Source organism: Streptomyces sp. TBY4, assembly GCF_024213195.1.
GTDB lineage: Bacteria > Actinomycetota > Actinomycetes > Streptomycetales > Streptomycetaceae > Streptomyces.
The window spans coordinates 24,057-40,681 of record NZ_JANAVF010000028.1 but is presented as its reverse complement, the minus strand read 5'-3'; the positions used below and the strand labels follow the sequence as shown (position 1 = coordinate 40,681).

General features: G+C 72.8%; 17 protein-coding genes. 3 read left to right on the top strand and 14 right to left on the bottom strand.

Translation table 11 applies throughout. From position 1 onward, the window contains the following. Window positions 1-71: 71 nt before the first annotated feature. Complete coding sequence (locus tag NLX94_RS37625) at window positions 72-1,160, bottom strand: prephenate dehydrogenase (RefSeq protein ID WP_254387791.1); 1,089 nt, start codon at window positions 1,158-1,160, stop codon at window positions 72-74. Between the two features lie 178 nt (window positions 1,161-1,338). Continuing rightward, window positions 1,339-1,779 (bottom strand): YidB family protein, encoded by a 441-nt coding sequence (locus NLX94_RS37620; protein WP_254387790.1) that lies wholly within the window; start codon window positions 1,777-1,779, stop codon window positions 1,339-1,341. Between the two features lie 148 nt (window positions 1,780-1,927). On the opposite strand from NLX94_RS37620, the gene NLX94_RS37615 reads away from it, so the two are divergent. The 3 genes from NLX94_RS37615 (at window position 1,928) to NLX94_RS37605 (ending at window position 3,589) form a co-directional block, all read left to right on the top strand. Next, the gene (locus NLX94_RS37615; RefSeq protein ID WP_254387789.1) at window positions 1,928-2,269 is read left to right on the top strand and encodes a DUF952 domain-containing protein; all 342 of its coding nucleotides are present in this window, start codon (window positions 1,928-1,930) and stop codon (window positions 2,267-2,269) included. A gap of 83 nt (window positions 2,270-2,352) precedes the next feature. After that, the gene (locus NLX94_RS37610; RefSeq protein ID WP_254387788.1) at window positions 2,353-2,835 is read left to right on the top strand and encodes a Rieske (2Fe-2S) protein; all 483 of its coding nucleotides are present in this window, start codon (window positions 2,353-2,355) and stop codon (window positions 2,833-2,835) included. 28 nt (window positions 2,836-2,863) lie between these two features. Further along, entirely contained in the window at window positions 2,864-3,589 is a 726-nt protein-coding gene (locus NLX94_RS37605; RefSeq protein ID WP_254387787.1) for a DNA polymerase beta superfamily protein, read from the top strand. On the opposite strand, the gene NLX94_RS37600 is transcribed toward NLX94_RS37605, so the two are convergent. The 12 genes from NLX94_RS37600 to NLX94_RS37545 form a co-directional block, all read right to left on the bottom strand. After that, entirely contained in the window at window positions 3,586-4,338 is a 753-nt protein-coding gene (locus NLX94_RS37600; RefSeq protein WP_254387786.1) for a DNA polymerase beta superfamily protein, read from the bottom strand. The two genes, NLX94_RS37605 and NLX94_RS37600, sit on opposite strands and share 4 nt — an antisense overlap. Before the next feature lie 3 nt (window positions 4,339-4,341). Continuing rightward, window positions 4,342-5,367 (bottom strand): ADP-ribosylglycohydrolase family protein, encoded by a 1,026-nt coding sequence (locus NLX94_RS37595; RefSeq protein WP_254387785.1) that lies wholly within the window; start codon window positions 5,365-5,367, stop codon window positions 4,342-4,344. Beyond that, window positions 5,364-6,134 carry an NUDIX domain-containing protein gene (locus NLX94_RS37590; RefSeq protein ID WP_254387784.1) on the bottom strand — a complete coding sequence of 257 codons (771 nt, stop codon included), beginning with the start codon at window positions 6,132-6,134 and terminating at the stop codon, window positions 5,364-5,366. The genes NLX94_RS37595 and NLX94_RS37590 overlap by 4 nt, the downstream gene beginning before the upstream one ends. After that, entirely contained in the window at window positions 6,131-7,249 is a 1,119-nt protein-coding gene (locus tag NLX94_RS37585) for an AAA family ATPase (protein WP_254387783.1), read from the bottom strand. The genes NLX94_RS37590 and NLX94_RS37585 overlap by 4 nt, the downstream gene beginning before the upstream one ends. Next, window positions 7,246-7,884: a nicotinamide riboside transporter PnuC gene (gene pnuC, locus NLX94_RS37580; protein WP_254387782.1), complete on the bottom strand. Its 639-nt coding sequence runs from the start codon at window positions 7,882-7,884 to the stop codon at window positions 7,246-7,248. The genes NLX94_RS37585 and pnuC overlap by 4 nt, the downstream gene beginning before the upstream one ends. A 96-nt stretch (window positions 7,885-7,980) precedes the next feature. Beyond that, window positions 7,981-9,411, bottom strand: coding sequence for a pseudouridine synthase (locus NLX94_RS37575; protein WP_254387781.1), 1,431 nt, complete (start codon window positions 9,409-9,411; stop codon window positions 7,981-7,983). Next, a complete protein-coding gene (gene scpB / locus NLX94_RS37570) occupies window positions 9,411-10,043 on the bottom strand; it encodes an SMC-Scp complex subunit ScpB (protein WP_254387780.1) in 633 nt (210 codons plus the stop codon). Before scpB ends, NLX94_RS37575 begins: the two co-directional genes overlap by 1 nt. Then, window positions 10,040-11,032 (bottom strand): ScpA family protein, encoded by a 993-nt coding sequence (locus NLX94_RS37565; protein WP_254387779.1) that lies wholly within the window; start codon window positions 11,030-11,032, stop codon window positions 10,040-10,042. Before NLX94_RS37565 ends, scpB begins: the two co-directional genes overlap by 4 nt. A 271-nt stretch (window positions 11,033-11,303) precedes the next feature. After that, on the bottom strand, window positions 11,304-11,789 hold the full coding sequence (locus tag NLX94_RS37560) for a hypothetical protein (protein WP_254387778.1): 486 nt from the start codon (window positions 11,787-11,789) through the stop codon (window positions 11,304-11,306). Next, window positions 11,774-12,934: a ParA family protein gene (locus NLX94_RS37555; RefSeq protein WP_374684071.1), complete on the bottom strand. Its 1,161-nt coding sequence runs from the start codon at window positions 12,932-12,934 to the stop codon at window positions 11,774-11,776. The genes NLX94_RS37560 and NLX94_RS37555 overlap by 16 nt, the downstream gene beginning before the upstream one ends. Before the next feature lie 326 nt (window positions 12,935-13,260). Further along, a complete protein-coding gene (ald, locus tag NLX94_RS37550) occupies window positions 13,261-14,376 on the bottom strand; it encodes an alanine dehydrogenase (protein ID WP_254387777.1) in 1,116 nt (371 codons plus the stop codon). 152 nt (window positions 14,377-14,528) lie between these two features. Next, window positions 14,529-16,568: an AAA family ATPase gene (locus NLX94_RS37545; protein ID WP_302171612.1), complete on the bottom strand. Its 2,040-nt coding sequence runs from the start codon at window positions 16,566-16,568 to the stop codon at window positions 14,529-14,531. Window positions 16,569-16,625 lie beyond the last annotated feature (57 nt).

The window sequence follows — 16,625 nt, the reverse complement described above, 5'->3', positions numbered from 1 at the left end:
TTCGTCACACAACGATCTTGGACGCCCTGTCTGCGTTCCCGAACACATCGTCAGCATTCGGAATGACTCGTCTAGGACTGGCGCAGGGCCCAGCCGCGTTCACGCAGCTCGGCCTGGAGGCCGGCCACGGCCCGGGGTTCGACCATCAGCTGGACCAGGCCCGCCTGCTGTCCCGTCGCGTGCTCGATCCGCACGTCCTCGATGTTGACCCCGGCCCGCCCGGCGTCGGCGAAGATCCGCGCGAGCTCGCCCGGCTGGTCGGAGATGAGCACGGCCACCGTCTCGTAGACCGTCGGCGCGGCCCCGTGCTTGCCGGGGACCCGGACCCGCCCCGCGTTGCCGCGGCGCAGGACGTCCTCGATGCCGGCGGCCCCGCTCCGGCGCTTGTCCTCGTCGGCCGACTGCAGGCCCCGTAGCGCTTCCACGGTCTCCTCCAGGTCGGCGGCGATCCCGGAGAGCACGTCCGCGACCGGTCCCGGGTTGGCGGAGAGGATCTCCACCCACATCCGGGGGTCGGAGGCGGCGATCCGGGTCACGTCGCGGATGCCCTGCCCGCACAGCCGCACCGCGGTCTCGTCGGCCTCCTCCAGCCGGGCCGCGACCATGCTGGAGACGAGCTGCGGGGTGTGCGAGACCAGCGCGACGGCCCGGTCGTGGGCGTCGGCGTCCATGACCACCGGGACGGCCCGGCACAGCGCCACCAGCTCCAGGGCCAGGTTCAGCACCTCGTGGTCGGTCTCCCGGGTCGGCGTGAGCACCCAGGGACGGCCCTCGAAGAGGTCGGCGGAGGCCGCGAGGGGTCCGGACTGCTCCTTGCCCGCCATCGGGTGGGTGCCGATGTACGCCTTGGTGTCCACTCCGAGCGCGTCCAGCTCCCGGCGCGGGCCGCCCTTGACGCTGGCCACGTCCACATAGGCGCGGGCCAGGTCCCGGCCTATGGCGTCGGCGAGGGCGGCGGCCACGTGGGCGGGCGGTACGGCGATGACCGCGAGGTCGGCCTTGCCCTGGAAGGGCTCCTCCGTGCCGGCGCCCAGCGCGGCGGCCGTACGGGCCTGCCCCTGGTCGCGGTCGGACAGGTGGACGGCGATGCCGCGGGCGGCGAGGGCGAGCGCCGCGGAGGTGCCGATCAGTCCGGTTCCGATGACGACGGCGGTTCTCACGGGGTGCGCTCCAGGTGCAACGGGGGTGTGGGCGTCGGTGCCTGCCTCAGGGTAGCCAGCGGGGACGGCGCGAGGGCCCGGCGTCCCGTCCGCTGGGACGGGACGCCGGGCCCTCGGGAGCCGTCCTCGCGAGGACCGGGGTCGCTGAGAGGTCCAGTCGCTCAGAGGAGCCGGCCGCTCAGAGGTTCTGTGCCTTGATGATGTCCTCCAGCGAGCCGCTCGGGACCGAGCCCTCGGGGGTCAGCTTGTCCACGGCCTGCGGCAGCGCCTGTGCGATCTGGTCGGCGGCGGCCTCCGGGGTGACGCCCGCCTGCTCGGCGACCTTGGCCAGGGTGTCGTCCGGCAGGGCCTTGGCGATCTCCGCGCCGCTGACCGGCTGGTTCTCGCCGGTGCCGACCCAGGACTGGGCCTGGTCGACCAGACCCGACTTGGTCAGCATGTCCAGCAGCCCGCCGAGCGGGTTGTTCCCCGCGCCTCCGGCGGCCTGGGCGCCGCCCGCGCCGCCGCCGCCCATGAGGGCGCCGAGGAGGGAGCCGAGGATGTTGCCGCCGCCGCTGCCGCCCTGTCCACCGCCGCCGAGGAGGCCGCCGAGAAGGGAGCCGAGGTCATTGCCCGCCATGGTGCTGCCTTTCGAAGAGGGACCGGGCGCGCGGACATCGGCGCACCCGGCTTCGAGATACGGACAATGTCACCCAATCGGGGCGTGTCTGCCACTTGGAGCAGGGCCGCGCATCGACCGCGGCAGGGCGGGCGGTAGAACGATCGGCATGATCTTCCACCTCGTACCGCTCGCCGACTGGAGCGCCGATCCCGCGCGCCCGTACGCCCCCGCCTCCCTCGACTCCGAGGGTTTCGTGCACTGTTCGGCGGATCCGGAGACGGTGCTCGCGATCGCCGCCGCGCACTACGCGGACGTACCGGGCACGCTGCTCGCCGTGGAGCTCGACGAGCACGCCCTCACCTCCGAGGTCCGCCGGGAGGGTGAAGCGGGGCTCCGTTATCCGCACGTCCACGGACCGCTGAACCGGGAGGCCGTGGTCCGCGTGTGGGAGGTCGTACGGGCCCCCGGCGGGGCGGCGGAACTCGTTCCCCTGCCTCCGGAGGGCTGAGCCAAGGCGTGGCGGGGTGTTCCTGGAGCCCGTCGCACGCCAGGATGCCTCTCGTCATCCCGGCGATCACCCGAGGAGAAGTCATGAGCGACCCCACCCGCGCCGCCCGGCGCACGGTACTGGCGGCCGGCGCGAGCGTCCTTGCAGGCGGCGCGCTGACCGCGTGCGGCGGATCCGAAGAGACGAAGCCCAAGGCCGAGGGCGGCAGCACGCCCTCGGCACAGGCCTCGCAGACCCCGGCACCGGCCTCGAAGGCCCCCGCGCCGGCCGAGGAGAAGAAGCCCCTGCTCAAATCCTCGGAGGTACCGGTCGGCGGCGGCACGGTCCTCAAGGACGAGAAGCTGGTCGTCACCCAGCCGACGGCGGGCACCTTCCGCTGTTTCACGGCGGTCTGCACCCACCAGGGCTGCCTGGTGAACAAGGTGGAGGCCGGCACCATCGACTGCCCGTGCCACGGCAGCAAGTTCAAGGTGGCGGACGGCGCGGTGGCCAAGGGCCCGGCCACCAAGCCGCTGGAGGAGAAGAAGATCACCGTCTCCCCGGCGGGCGAAATCTCGCTCGCGTAGCCCGCGGCCCCCGCACTAGCCTCGCGGGATGAACGAGGCCGACCCGAACGAACCGACGCCCGACCCGCTCGCACTCACGCTGGTCAGGGACCACACGGTCTACTCCTGCGTGATGGGTTCGAGGGCGTTCGGCCTGGCGACGGAGGCGAGCGACACCGACCGGCGCGGTGTCTACCTCGCCCCGACGCCGCTGTTCTGGCGCTTCGAGAAGCCGCCCACGCACGTGGAGGGGCCCCGGGACGAGGAGTTCTCGTGGGAGCTGGAGCGCTTCTGCGAACTCGCGCTGCGCGCCAACCCGAACATCCTGGAGGTCCTCCACTCCCCGCTCGTGGAGGACCTCGCCCCGGTCGGCGAGGAACTCCTCTCGCTCCGCGGGGCGTTCCTCTCCCGCCGGGCCCACGTCACCTTCAGCCGGTACGCCGTCTCCCAGCGCGGCAAACTCCTCGGCGACCTCCGCAACCACGGCGCCCCGCGCTGGAAGCACGCCATGCACCTGCTGCGCCTGCTCCTGTCCTGCCGCGACCTGCTCCGCACGGGCCGCCTGGTGATCGACGCCACCCCCTACCGCGACCGCCTCCTCGCGGTCCGCCGCGGCGAGCTCACCTGGGAGGAGGTCGACGCCTGGATGACCCTCCTGACGGAAGAATCCGAAACCGCCCTCAAGAAGACCCCCCTCCCCGAGTCCCCGAACCTCCCCCGCATCGAGGACTTCCTCCTGCGCACCCGCCGAACATCGGCCACAGCCCAGCCCTAACCGCCCCGCCGCCGCACGACGAGCTCGTCGAGCGCGTCGAAGGCGTCCGCGTGCTCCGGCAGCGACGAGGCACCCTGCGCGGCCTCCAGCACCCCGTGCAGCGCCTCGAAGTCCCGCTCCACCCGAGCCGCGTCCACCCCGGTGGCGGCGCCGTGCTCGGCCTCCACCTTGGCCTCGATGAGCCCGGCCAGGTACCCCGGCGCCTCCGGGACCTCGTCGAGCAGCGTGGGCAGGTGCGCCTCCACCCGCGCCGAGCGCATCAGGTGGATGCCGGTGAGCAGCGCCCTGAACGTGTAGAGCAGCGGTTTCAGTTCGGCGGACTTCCCGAAGAGCCGCCACTGGGTGTTCGCGAAGCCCCGGTAGTGGTGCGCGTGGTGCGAGGTCAGGACCCCGGGGGCCAGCGACACCAGCTCCTGGTGCGTCGGCGTCGTGTGCACCACCAGCGGGGACAGCAGTTGCTCCAGGACGTAGCCGTTGCGGTTGAGCATCAGCCGGACGAACTTGCGCAGGTCGTGCGTGACCAGGTCCATCTCGGTGCCGTCCCGGAACCACATCCGGCTGCGGGTCTCCTCCGGGTCGCGGAGCGAGAGCAGCTCCGCCGCCGGCAGCAGGTGCGCCCCGCGCAGGTCCACGTCCGAGTCCTTTGAGGGGAACCCGTACAGGTGGGCACCGGAGACCGTCGCGAAGAGCAGCGGGTCCGGCTGTTCCGCGACTACGGCGGTCAGGTCGAGTTCCCTCACGTCGAGCACCCTTCACGCGTCCCAGAGGGTGCCGAAGGACAGGAGTTCCGCGCGGTACTCGATGCGGCCCTCCCAATCGCGGGGCCAGGCGTCCGCGCCCAGGTGGGCGCCGGCGAAGGCGCCGGCCAGGCAGGCGATGGAGTCGGAGTCGCCTGCCGTGCAGGCCGCGCGGCGCAGGGCCAGGAGCGGTTCCTCCGGGAAGAGCAGGAAGCACTGGAGGGCGGTGGCCAGGGCCTCTTCGGCGATCCAGCCGTCGCCGGTCGTCAGGCAGGGGTCCGTTTCCGGGGACGGGGTGCGCAGGGCGGCCGCGAGGCGGTCCAGGACCCCGAGGCACTCGTCCCAGCCGCGCGCCATGAAGGACTCGGCCGAGGTGTCGGAGGCCGTCCGCGTCCAGAGGTCGCCGAGCCAGCGCTCGTGGTAGCGGGTGCGGTTCTCGAGGGCGTACGAGCGCAGCTGCCCGACCAGACCGGTCACCTCCGTGCCCCGCGCCAGCAGGAACACCGCCCGCGCCGTGAGGTCGGAGGCGGCCAGCGCCGTCGGGTGGCCGTGGGTGAGGGCCGACTGGAGCTGGGCCGCGCCGGCCCGCTCCTCCTCCGTCCACCCGGGCACCAGCCCGACCGGGGCCACCCGCATGTTCGCCCCGCAGCCCTTGGAGCCGAGCTGGCTGGCGTCGCGCCAGTCCCGCTCGGGCAGGTTCAGGAGGCTGCAGGCCTTCAGGCAGGTGTTGCCCGGGGCCCGGTTGTTCTCCGGGGAGTGGTACCAGTCGACGAACTCCTCCCGGACGGGCCGGGCCAGCCGCAGCGGGCCCACCCGACCCCGCTCCGAGGCGGTCCGCATGCCACGGGCCAGGGCCAGGGTCATCTGGGTGTCGTCCGTGACGATGGCCGGCCGGGGCAGGTCCATCTGCCGCCACGGGCCGGTCTTCGCCAGGATCCCCGGCACGTCGTTGAACTCCGTCGGGAAGCCGAGGGCGTCGCCCAGGGCCAGTCCGATCAGGGCGCCGGTGGCCGCCCGCTTCGTGTTCGTCGTGCTCGTCATCGCGTGTGTCCTTCCGAGGGTTGCAGCAGGGGCGGGTGCAGGGTGGTCGCCGGTCCGGGCCGGTAGAGCGCGGCCGGTTTGCCGCGGCCGCCGGTGAGCCGGGCGGCTCCGGGCACGGCCTCGACGAAGCCGGGCGTGGCCAGGACCTTGCGGCGGAAGTTGGGGCGGTCCAGGACGGTGTCCCAGACGGTCTCGTAGACGGCCTGGAGCTCGCCGAGGGTGAACTCCGGCGGGCAGAAGGCGGTGGCCAGACAGCTGTACTCCAGCTTCGAGCCCACGCGGGAACGGGCGTCCGCGAGGATCTCCGCGTGGTCGAAGGCCAGTCCGAAGGCCGGCGCGCAGGCATCCCCCACCGGTACCCAGCGGGCCCGGTCCGCGTCCCCGCCGCCGCCGGCCGCCGGTTCCGGCAGGTCGGGGACGAGCGCGGTGAAGGCCACCGAGACCACCCGCATGCGCGGGTCCCGGTCCGGTTCGCTGTAGGTGCGCAGCTGGTCCAGGTGCAGACCGTCGATCACCTGCTCCGACAGACCGGTCTCCTCGGCGAGTTCGCGGCGGGCCGCCGTCTCGGCGGACTCCCGCGGCAGCAGGAAGCCGCCGGGGAGCGCCCAGGCGCCCGCGTACGGTTCCTGCGCGCGCCGGATCAGCAGCACGTGCAGGGTTCCGCCGCGCACGGTGAGGACGGCGAGGTCGACGGTCACCGCGAAGGGCGCGAAGGCGTACGGGTCGTACCCGGGGCCGTGCCCCTGTCCGGTTCCGGTGTCACTCATCGGCTCCGCTCCCCCGTCTGCCCCAACACCCGCTCCGACACCCGCTCCGGAAGCGGGTCCGCGAAGTGCCAGCCCTCCGCCAGGAGCCCGTCGACGGCCGCCGCCGCCGCCCGCAGCCGCGTCTCCCGGTCCCCGCGGAGCACCAGGAAGCGCCGCCCGGTCCGTTCCAGCTCCTCCAGGAACCGCCCGGTCATCCACGGCCTCAGCTCCTCCCCGTCGCGCAGCCCGTCGTCCTCGAAGGGCACGTCCGCGTGGTCGGTGAGCAGGTACAGGTCCCGCCGCGTCCCGGCGGCGATCCGCTCGACCTCCGCGCTGCGCGCTCCCGTGTACCGCTCGTGCCAGATCCCGGTGGCGAAGGAGTCGGTGTCGCAGAAGAGCACGGGTGATCCCAGCCGGGCCGCCCGCTCCTCGTCGGCGTCCTGCCGCCGCGCGATCACCGGGAACTCCGCCGGGCTGAAGCTCACGTCGGCCCAGGTCGCCGCCGGGTCCGCCGCACGGGCCGCCGCGAGCCGCTCCTCGCTGTACCGGCGGCCGTACTCCGCCACCCAGCCCGTCTTCGCCCACACCCCGCCCCGCGCCCGCCAGTGCGCCGCGAGGTCCCGCGACAGCGTGGTCGTACCGGTGGACTCGGCGCCGAGTACGACGATCCGCCGGGTCAGCGCGGCCCGTACGGCGGGCCCCAGGAACTCCCAGTTCCCGGCGGGGTCGGCCCGTACGGCCGTGCCGGACACCGGGAAGAGGCTGCGGCCGGGGTCCACGCAGACCTCCTCGGCTCCGAACCGCCGCGCGAGCTCGGTCCCGTAGGCCTCGGAGGTGAAGACGGCGTCGACCGACCGGCGCACCGCACCCCTGAAGATCGCCATGTGGGCCTCCCAGACGGCCGGGTCCTCGAGGTCCACCGGGATGTCGTCGACCGCGCCGACCACCTCGGCCCCCGGGTGCGCCTCGCGCATCCAGGCGACCCGGTCGGCGAGCGGTACGGACTCCACGGAGGCCGCGCAGACCAGTACGGTCAGCCGCTCGCACTGGTCCTGCGCGGTGCGCACCAGGTGGTGGTGGCCGGTGTGCGGCGGATAGAACTTGCCGAGGACCAGCCCGTGGCCGTAGCGCTTCACGCCGTCACCCCCAGCGCGTCCCGGGCTCCGCGGGCCGGGAGCGCCCGGCGCCAGCCGAGCAGTCCGGCCACGCACAGGGCGAGGAAGCCGACGTAGAGCAGCGAGGTCAGGTAGAGCCCCTTGTACGCGTACAGCGGGATGTAGACGAGGTCGGCGGCGATCCACAGCCACCAGGACTCGACGAGCTTGCGGCACTGCCCGTACGTGGCCGTGAGCGAGAGCCCGGTCGTCAGGGCGTCCCAGAACGGGACGGTGGAGTCGGTGGCCCGGCTCAGGAGGAGCGTGAGGCCGAGCACCGCCACCGCCCCCGCCGCGGCCAGTACGCCCCACTCGGCGGCCGTGGTGCGGCGCACCGGCAGGGCCGTGCGGGTGCCCGGGGCGCCGCCGTGGGTCCAGGACCACCAGCCGTAGCCGGCGAGGGCGATGAAGACGATCTGCAGCCCGGCGTCGGCGTAGAGGCCGGCCTGGGCGAACAGCACGATGAAGAAGAGGTTGTTGGCGATGCCGACCGGCCAGTTGGCGATGTGCTGCCGGGCGACCAGCCAGACGCACACGGCCCCCGTGACGAAGCCGAGGATCTCGGTCCAGCTCGTCTGCCACCCCATGGTGCCCCACCCCGATCTCTTTATAGTCATGTTGACTATAAACAGGACTCGGAGCCCCGCACAACCAAAAAACCCGCGGCGCCCGAAGGCACCGCGGGTTCTGGAGGCCCCGGTGGGGCCGGCCTGCTACAGACCGACCTCGCGCATGAGCATGCCGACCTCGGTGTTGGTCAGGCGGCGCAGCCAGCCGGACTTCTGGTCGCCGAGCTCGATCGGGCCGAAGGAGGTCCGCACGAGCTTCTCGACCGGGAAGCCGGCCTCGGCCAGCATGCGGCGGACGATGTGCTTGCGGCCCTCGTGGAGGGTCACCTCGACCAGGTAGTTCTTGCCGAGCTGGTCGACGACGCGGAAGTGGTCGGCGCGGGCGTACCCGTCCTCCAGCTCGATGCCGTCCTTGAGGCGCTTGCCGATGTCGCGCGGCAGCGGGCCGGTGATCGCGGCGACGTAGGTCTTCTTCACGCCGTACTTCGGGTGCGTGAGGCGGTGGGCCAGTTCACCGTGGTTGGTGAGCAGGATGATGCCCTCGGTCTCGGTGTCGAGCCGGCCGACGTGGAAGAGGCGCGTCTCGCGGTTGGTGACGTAGTCGCCGAGGCACTGGCGGCCGTCCGGGTCCTCCATGGTGGAGACGACGCCGGCCGGCTTGTTCAGCGCGAAGAACAGGTACGACTGGGTGGCGACGGTCAGGCCGTCCACCTTGATCTCGTCCGAGGGCTTCACGCGCTTGCCCTGCTCCAGCACGATCTCGCCGTTGACCTCGACGCGCGCCTGCTCGATGAGCTCCTCGCACGCACGGCGCGAGCCCATGCCGGCCCGCGCGAGCACCTTCTGCAGACGCTCGCCCTCCTCCTCGGCGCCCGGGAAGGTCTTCGGGGTCTTGATCACGGGCTTGTCGGCGTACCGGTCGCGCACGCGCTCCTCGATCCGCGCCTCCAGCTCGCGCGGCTTGGCGCGGCCGCTGCGGGAGCCGGGGCCGATGCGGGGGCCGCCCGCGCCGCCGATGCCGGGGGTACGGGAGACCTTCGGGCCGCCCTTGGCGCCACCGCGGGCCGCCGCGCCGCGCGCACCGCCACCGCGGTTGCCGTCGGCCGCGCCGCGGGCACCGCCGCCGCCCGCCTTGGCACCGCCACGGCCGTTGCGCTCGCCCTCGGGGCCCACGTCGTAGCGACGCTGCTCGGGGCGGGGGTTGCGGATGCGGGGCTCCGGCTCGCGGTCGCGGTCGGAGCCGCCGCCCTGGTAGCCGCCGCCGGAGCCGCCGCCCTGGTAGCCGCCGCCGGAGCGGTAGCCGCCGGAGGAGCTGCCGCCGGACGAGCCGCCGCGGGAGCCGCCGCCCTGGTAGCCGCCGCCGCTGGAGCTGCCGCCGGAGCGGTAGCCGCCCGAGGAGCTGCCGCCCGACGAACCGCCGCGGGAGCCGCCGCCCGAGCCGCTGCCACCGCCGGAGCCGCCACCGCGGTAACCACCGCCGCCGGAGCCGCCGCGGGGGGCGCCACCGCGCCCGCCACCACCGCCGCCGCCGCTGTTCCTGTTGCCGCCACCGTTGCCGTTGCCGCTGCTTCGCATCAAAGTTCCGTCGTCTTGTCGTCTTCATCGGTATCCGGAGAGTCCGGATCGAACGACGGAACACCCTCTTGCGTCTCGGCTTCGATCGCGTCCGCCTCGGGGAGGAAGGGCGCGAGCTCCGGGAGCTCGTCCAGGCCGCGCAGGCCCATCCGCTCCAGAAAGTAGTTCGTCGTCCTGTACAGGATCGCACCTGTTTCGGGTTCCGTCCCCGCCTCCTCCACCAGACCCCGCTGGAGGAGGGTGCGCATGACCCCGTCGCAGTTGACTCCGCGGACCGCCGAGACCCGCGAGCGGCTGACCGGCTGGCGGTACGCGACGACGGCCATCGTCTCCAGCGCCGCCTGGGTGAGCCGGGCCTGCTGGCCGTCCAGGACGAAGGCCTCCACCGCCGGGGCGCAGTCCGCCCGGCTGTAGAACCGCCAGCCCCCGGCGACGAGCCGCAGCTCGAATCCCCGGCCCTGGACCTCGTACTCCTCCGCGAGCTCGCGGAGCGCCTGCGCGACCTCGCGCGGGGTCCGCTCCAGGACCTTGGCCAGGTGCGCCTCGGTGGCCGGCTCGTCCACGACCATGAGGACGGCCTCCAGGGCCGGCTTCAGGGCCAGACCGGCCACGGGGGTCGTCACGTCGTTCATTCCTTGACCTCCACGATCTGGTCGAACTCGTCCGTCACCGTCGGCATGCCGTCCCCGTCCCCGCCGCTCCAGCGCACCGTGAGCGTCCGCAGGGCCTCCTCCTGGTCCAGGACCACCGCCTTCTCCCGGTAGAGCTCCAGGAGGGCCAGGAAGCGCGCCACGACGGTCAGGGTGTCGGCGGCGTCCTCGGTGAGCTCCTGGAAGGTGGCCTCGCCCCGGGCCTTGAGCAGGGCCACGACCAGCGCCGCCTGCTCCCGGACGCTCACGAGCGGTGCGTGGATGTGGTCCACGTACACCTGCGGCTTCGCCCGCGGCTGCATGGCCTTGACCGCGAGCTTCGCCAGGCCCTCGCCGCCGATGCCGATGACCACCTCGGGGAGCAGCTCGGCGAGGTGCGGCTCCAGCCCGACGGTGCGCGGGTAGCGCTTGCCCTCGGTCTCGGCCCGGTCCTCGAAGATCTCGGCGATCCTCTTGTACGCCCGGTACTGGAGCAGCCGCGCGAACAGCAGGTCCCGGGCCTCCAGCAGTGCGAGGTCCGCCTCGTCCTCGACCTCGGCGACGGGCAGCAGCCGGGCCGCCTTCAGGTCGAGCAGGGTGGCGGCGACGACGAGGAACTCGGTCGTCTGGTCGAGGTCCCAGTCGGGCCCCATGGCGCGGATGTGCGCCATGAACTCGTTGGTGACCTCCGACAGTGCGACCTCGGTGACGTCCATCTTGTGCCGGGAGATCAGCTGCAGCAGCAGGTCGAAGGGCCCCTCGAAGTTCTCGAGCCGGACCGTGAACCGCCCGTCCCCGACGGGGTCCGCCACGGCTTCGGCCCCGGGCAGGGCCACAGGGGCCGCTACGGGCTCCCCAGGCCCCTCGGGGCCGCCGGGGGCCTCCGAGGCCGTCCCGACCCCGGCCGGAGCCGCTGGAGCCTCTACGGGAGCACCCGGGCCGCGGCCCAACGAGCGTCGGGGCGGGGAGCCGGATTCGGCGGGAGAGGGCATCGCGGTCCAGGGTGGTACGGAGGAAGCATCGAATCGAGCCGGGGCCCGGCCCCCAAGACTCCCACGTGCGCCGGCAAATCAAGCCGTCCGGCGCTTGAGGACCGGGGTCCGGGGCGGAGCCCCGGAAGGGGTCCGGGCGCAGCCCGGGGAACGGTGGAAGGGCGGGTAGGGGACTCGGCCCCGCAGGGCCGCCCGCCCGCCCGGCCACGGCCCCGCGCCCGGCAAGGCCGCCGGAAGCCGACGGGCCGAGCCCGCCCAGCCCCCGAAGCGGCTAGCGCCCCCGCAGCCGCCGCACCAGGATGCTCGCGTCGCCGCGGGACTCCAGGTCCGCCAGGACCACCGCGACGGCCTCGCGCACGATCCGCCCGCGGTCGACCGCGAGACCGTGCTCCCCGCGCAGCACCAGCCGCGCGTGCTCCAGGTCCATGAGCTCCTCCGCGGAGACGTAGACCGTGATCTTCTCGTCGTGCCGTTCGCGCCCGCTGGGCCGCCGGTTCGCGCCCCGGCCCTGCCCCTTGCCCCGGCCGGGGGCCGGAACCGCGCCACCGGAACCTTCCTGCGGACGCCGCTGCGGGCCGACGCCCGGCTCCGTACCGGCCTCAGCCTCCCGGCTGCGGCCCTCTCCCGCCGTGCCCTCCGCGGCCGCCGCCGCGTGCTCCACGCCCCGTGCCGGATTCGGCGAGGAGGAGGTCAGCGCCATCCCCCCGGTCGTACGGAACAGTTCGTCGGCTCCGGGCAGACTCACTCGGCGGGACACCGGGCGAGCACCTCCCTGGCCAGCTGGCGGTAGGCGGCGGCGCCGACGGAGTTGGAGGCGTACGTGGTGATCGGCTCGCCGGCGACCGTGGTCTCCGGGAACCGCACCGTGCGGCCGATGACCGTGTGGTAGACGTGGTCGTCGAAGGCCTCGACCACGCGCGCCAGCACCTCACGGCTGTGCACCGTACGGGAGTCGTACATCGTGGCGAGGATGCCGTCGAGCTCCAGCTCCGGGTTGAGCCGCTCCTGCACCTTCTCGATGGTCTCGGTCAGCAGCGCCACACCGCGCAGCGCGAAGAACTCGCACTCCAGCGGCACGATGACCTTGTGAGCCGCCGTCAGGGCGTTCACGGTCAGCAGACCGAGCGAGGGCTGACAGTCGATCACGATGTAGTCGTAGTCGGGCAGCAGGGGCTTCAGGGCCCGCTGCAGCGTCGACTCGCGCGCGACCTCGCTGACCAACTGCACTTCTGCGGCGGACAGGTCGATGTTGCTCGGCAGCAGGTCCATGTTGGGGACCGCCGTCTTCAGCAGCACCTCGTCGGCCGACATCCCCCGCTCCATGAGCAGGTTGTAGACCGTCAGGTCGAGTTCCATCGGGTTGACCCCGAGGCCGACCGACAGCGCGCCCTGCGGGTCGAAGTCGACGAGCAGCACCCGGCGCCCGTACTCCGCCAGCGCCGCACCCAGGTTGATGGTCGACGTGGTCTTGCCCACGCCGCCCTTCTGGTTGCACATCGCGATGATCGTCGCCGGACCGTGGTCGGTCAGCGGACCCGGGATCGGGAAGTACGGCAGCGGCCTTCCGGTCGGGCCGATCCGCTCACGGCGCTGGCGGGCAGCGTCGGGGGCGAGAGTGGCCGCGTATTCGGGGTCGGGCTCGTACTCCGCGTCGGGGTCGTAGAAGTGCCCCTCGGGCACCTGTTCGTAGTCGGCGAAACCCACGGGCTTGTCGCCGCTCGGGTCGCCGGCCCTGGAGTTCACGTCTAGGCCGTCCATGCTCTTTTGGGGCGTCGTCATGTGCTGGTGGTTTGCGAAGGTGCGGACCGCTACGGATCCCACGGCTTCGATACCGGCAGGACCCTGGCCCCGCGCAGGCCCTCCTGCTCGACCACCTCCAGGAGCAAATGTCGACTCATTCACAAGTCGTCTTACCTCCTCGGACGTGACCAGGACACTTATCGATAGGTCAGCGTGGCACCATGCCGACGGTTGGCGACTCTATGGCGTGTCACCACTCAGCGGCAACACAATCCGCCGGACCCGCCGCGATGTGTCGGCAACCGAACACCACTCTGTCAAGGGCGTACGAGCTGTCGCCGGGAAGTTTCGCGGGTGTGCGAAAGGGTTAAAGGGTTACGTTCGAGGCGAGTTGAGCGGCCCCTCGGGCACCCCCGGGAACGCCTCCGGCCGGACCTCGCGAGCAAGGTCCGGCCGGATACGTGAGATTGACGTCAGTCGTTGACGACTCAGCCGAGCAGCGTGCTCAGCTCGAGGGTCTCGAGACCGTGGGCCTCGGCGACCTCACGGTAAACCACCTGGCCGTCATGGGTGTTGAGGCCCAGCGCGAGCGCCGGGTCACGACGCAGCGCCTCGACCCAGCCGAGGTTCGCGAGCTGCACGATGTAGGGCAGCGTGGCGTTGGTCAGCGCGTAGGTGGAGGTGTTCGGCACCGCGCCCGGCATGTTGGCGACGCAGTAGAAGACCGAGTTGTGGACCTGGAAGGTCGGCTCGGCGTGGGTGGTCGCGCGGGAGTCCTCGAAGCAGCCGCCCTGGTCGATCGCAATGTCGACAAGGACACTTCCGGGCTTCATCTTGGCGACGAGCTTGTTGGTGACCAGCTTCGGGGCCTTCGCACCCGGGATCAGCACCGCGCCGATGACGAGGTCGGCCTCGACGACGGCCTTCTCCAGCTCGAAGGCGTTGGAGACGATCGTCTTGATCTTCGTACCGAAGATCTTGTCGGCCTCGCGGAGCTTGTTGATGTCGCGGTCCAGCAGGGTCACGTGGAAGCCCATGCCGACGGCGATCTGCACGGCGTTCCAGCCGGAGACGCCGCCGCCGATGACCACGCACTCGCCGGCGTGGGTGCCGGGGACGCCGCCGGGGAGCACGCCGCGGCCGCCGACCGAGCGCATCAGGTGGTAGGCGCCGACCTGCGGGGCCAGGCGGCCCGCGACCTCGGACATCGGGGCGAGCAGCGGGAGGGCGCGGTTCGCCGTCTCGACCGTCTCGTAGGCGATGGCGGTGGTGCCGGACTCCAGCAGGGCGTCCGTGCACTCGCGGGAGGCCGCGAGGTGCAGGTAGGTGAAGAGGGTCTGGTCCTTGCGGAGGCGGTGGTACTCCTCCGCGATGGGCTCCTTGACCTTCAGCAGCAGGTCCGCGGTCGCCCAGACCTCGTCGGCGGTGCCGAGGATCTCGGCGCCGGCGGAGACGTACTCCGCGTCCGTGATCGAGGAGCCCACACCGGCGTTCTGCTCGATGAAGACCTGGTGGCCGTTGCGGACCAGCTCATGCACGCCGGCGGGCGTGATGGCGACCCGGAACTCGTTGTTCTTGACCTCGCGGGGGATGCCGACCTTCATCGTGGCTCACGGTCCTTGGCTCAGGGGATGTTTCGGGCTACTTCAATACAAACCCGTCCACAAGAACGCGCAACGGGATGCACCAGAGGATGACCTGGTGAAGCCAGTCTAATGAAGGATGAGCGGCTGTCTAGCCTTGCAAACCAATAATCTCAGTCGGAACCACTGCGGATTTCGCAGGCTGCGGGGTCATCTCCCAGCAATCTGTCGGCCGCGGACCGGTGCAGCCTCGCCGCCGCGGGATCCCCTAGCCGGTCCAGCGTGTCCGCCAGCCGGACCTGGAGCGCGGCCTGAAGCCGCAGGTCCCCCGCCTTCCGCGCCAGCTCCACCGCCTCCCGGCAGGTGTGCAGCGATTCCTCGGGCCGCCCCGCGTACTCCTGGATCCGCGCCATCTCGCTCAACGCCTTTGCCTGGCCCGGGACATCGGCCAGCTTCCGGTACCCGGCCGAGGCCGCCCGCCAGCTCCGCAGCGCGTCCCCGTACCGGCCCGCGTAGGTGTGCACGTTGCCCAGCCGCCCGTACAGCCGCGCCTCGTCCGCGCGCTCCCCGCGCGCCAGCGCGTGGGACAGGGCCCGGCCGAACCAGTCGGAGGCCCGGTGCCAGTCGCCCAGCTCCTGGTGCGCACCGCCTACGGATTCCATCGCGCGGCCCGACGCGTACGGATCCTTCGCCGCCCTTCCCGCGTCCAGCGCGGCCCGGTACCGCTCCAGCGCCTCCCGCGTCCGGCCCGTCTCCGCATCCAGATCGGCCAGGTTCAGCAGTGCCGCGGCCTGCTCCCGGTACAGATCGCGCCGCTCGGCCACGTCCAGCACCAGCTGGTGCAGCCCGTACAGCTCGGGCGCGGCCCCGGCCGTGCCCCGGTGCTCGGACAGGGCCCCCGCGAGGGCCGCTACGAACCTGCGCGCCAGGGTGTCCAGCTCCCCGTCGGCCACGGCCAGCGAGGCCGCGGCCAGCAGCGCGGGCAGCCGGGTGTCCAGCCAGGTCTCCGCCGCCCGCCGGTCGGCGAAGCGCAGCGCGCGCGGCACCCCGTCGAGCTTCTCGGGCGCCCCGACGACCCCGCCGGGCCCGTCCTGTCCCTCCTCGTCCGGCTCGGCCATCGCCCGGCAGGAGAGCAGCAGCCGTACGGTGCGCTCCAGCATCCGGGCCCGGGCGAGCTGGACCTCGGCGGGCCGCTCCTTGGCCTCCAGCAGGGCCTGGAGCAGCGGCGCGAGGCAGCCGGGCAGCAGGTACAGCCCGTCGGACGCGGGCCGCAGCAGGCCCAGCGCGGCGAAGTCCTCCAGGGTGGACTGGGCGGCGGCCACGGAGCAGCCGGCGAGCGCGGAGACCACGTGGGAGTCGGCGAGGCCCGCGGGGGCGAGCGGAAGCAGCCGCAGGGTCCGCTGGGCGGGCTGCGGGAGGGATTCGTAGACCAGCCTGAAGGCCTTCGCCAGCGGCCCGCCCACGCCGGCGGGCATGTCGTGCAACTGCTTGCCCACGTCCGCCACGGAGGCCTTGGGGCGTGCGGCGAGCCAGCCGCCCGCCAGGGCGAGCGCGGCGGGCTGCCCTCCGCACTCCTCGGCGAGGGCTTCGGCCGCGCGCGGATCGTTGGCGACGCGGATGTCACCGATCCGCTGCACGAGCATGCGGACGGCCGAGGGGGTGTCGAGGCCGCCGAGGGTGCAGGGCCGGACATCCGGAATCCCGGTCAGCGGACCCTCGGCGGTGACGACGACCAGGCAATCGGGGGTGTCCGGCAGCAGGGCGTCGACCTGATGCGGATCGGAGGCGTCGTCGACCAGAAGCACAGCGCGGCGGCCGGCCAGGGCCGTGCGCAGGGCGGAGCTGAGGTCGTCCTCGGCCGCGCCGGGCGGGGTGGGCTGCCCGAGCCCCTCCAGAAGGGTCCGGACGGCACGCTCGGTAGCGACGCCCTCCCCCGTGGGAGCGGTGAGCCGCACCCTCAGCACCCCGTCGGGATAGTCCTCGGCGATCTCGCGCACCAGCGCCTCCGCGAGGGCGGTCCGGCCGGAGCCGGGGCGCCCGGCGACGAGCAGCACCCGGGCGCGGGGGGCCTTCGCCTTGCGGCCCGAGAGGGTGTCGAGCCCGGTCCGCGCGATGTCCTCGCGGAGCTCCTTGAGCTCACGCCGCCGCCCGACGAAAACCGTCACGGATCCGCTCCTCTCGCTGCCTTCGGATTGCGAGCGTAGTTCACGCAGAGCGACGGACCGGGTGGAGCGCGGCGGACAAATCGCCCGATCGGATCAGCGGATGTG

Coding starts and splice junctions, on each gene's coding strand:
- NLX94_RS37620 (WP_254387790.1), bottom strand. CDS start 1,779: ATGGCGGGCAATGACCTCGGCTCCCTTCTCGGCGGCCTCCTCGGCGGC.
- NLX94_RS37615 (WP_254387789.1), top strand. CDS start 1,928: ATGATCTTCCACCTCGTACCGCTCGCCGACTGGAGCGCCGATCCCGCG.
- NLX94_RS37610 (WP_254387788.1), top strand. CDS start 2,353: ATGAGCGACCCCACCCGCGCCGCCCGGCGCACGGTACTGGCGGCCGGC.
- NLX94_RS37605 (WP_254387787.1), top strand. CDS start 2,864: ATGAACGAGGCCGACCCGAACGAACCGACGCCCGACCCGCTCGCACTC.
- NLX94_RS37595 (WP_254387785.1), bottom strand. CDS start 5,367: ATGACGAGCACGACGAACACGAAGCGGGCGGCCACCGGCGCCCTGATC.
- NLX94_RS37590 (WP_254387784.1), bottom strand. CDS start 6,134: ATGAGTGACACCGGAACCGGACAGGGGCACGGCCCCGGGTACGACCCG.
- pnuC (WP_254387782.1), bottom strand. CDS start 7,884: ATGACTATAAAGAGATCGGGGTGGGGCACCATGGGGTGGCAGACGAGC.
- NLX94_RS37575 (WP_254387781.1), bottom strand. CDS start 9,411: ATGCGAAGCAGCGGCAACGGCAACGGTGGCGGCAACAGGAACAGCGGC.
- scpB (WP_254387780.1), bottom strand. CDS start 10,043: ATGAACGACGTGACGACCCCCGTGGCCGGTCTGGCCCTGAAGCCGGCC.
- NLX94_RS37565 (WP_254387779.1), bottom strand. CDS start 11,032: ATGCCCTCTCCCGCCGAATCCGGCTCCCCGCCCCGACGCTCGTTGGGC.
- ald (WP_254387777.1), bottom strand. CDS start 14,376: ATGAAGGTCGGCATCCCCCGCGAGGTCAAGAACAACGAGTTCCGGGTC.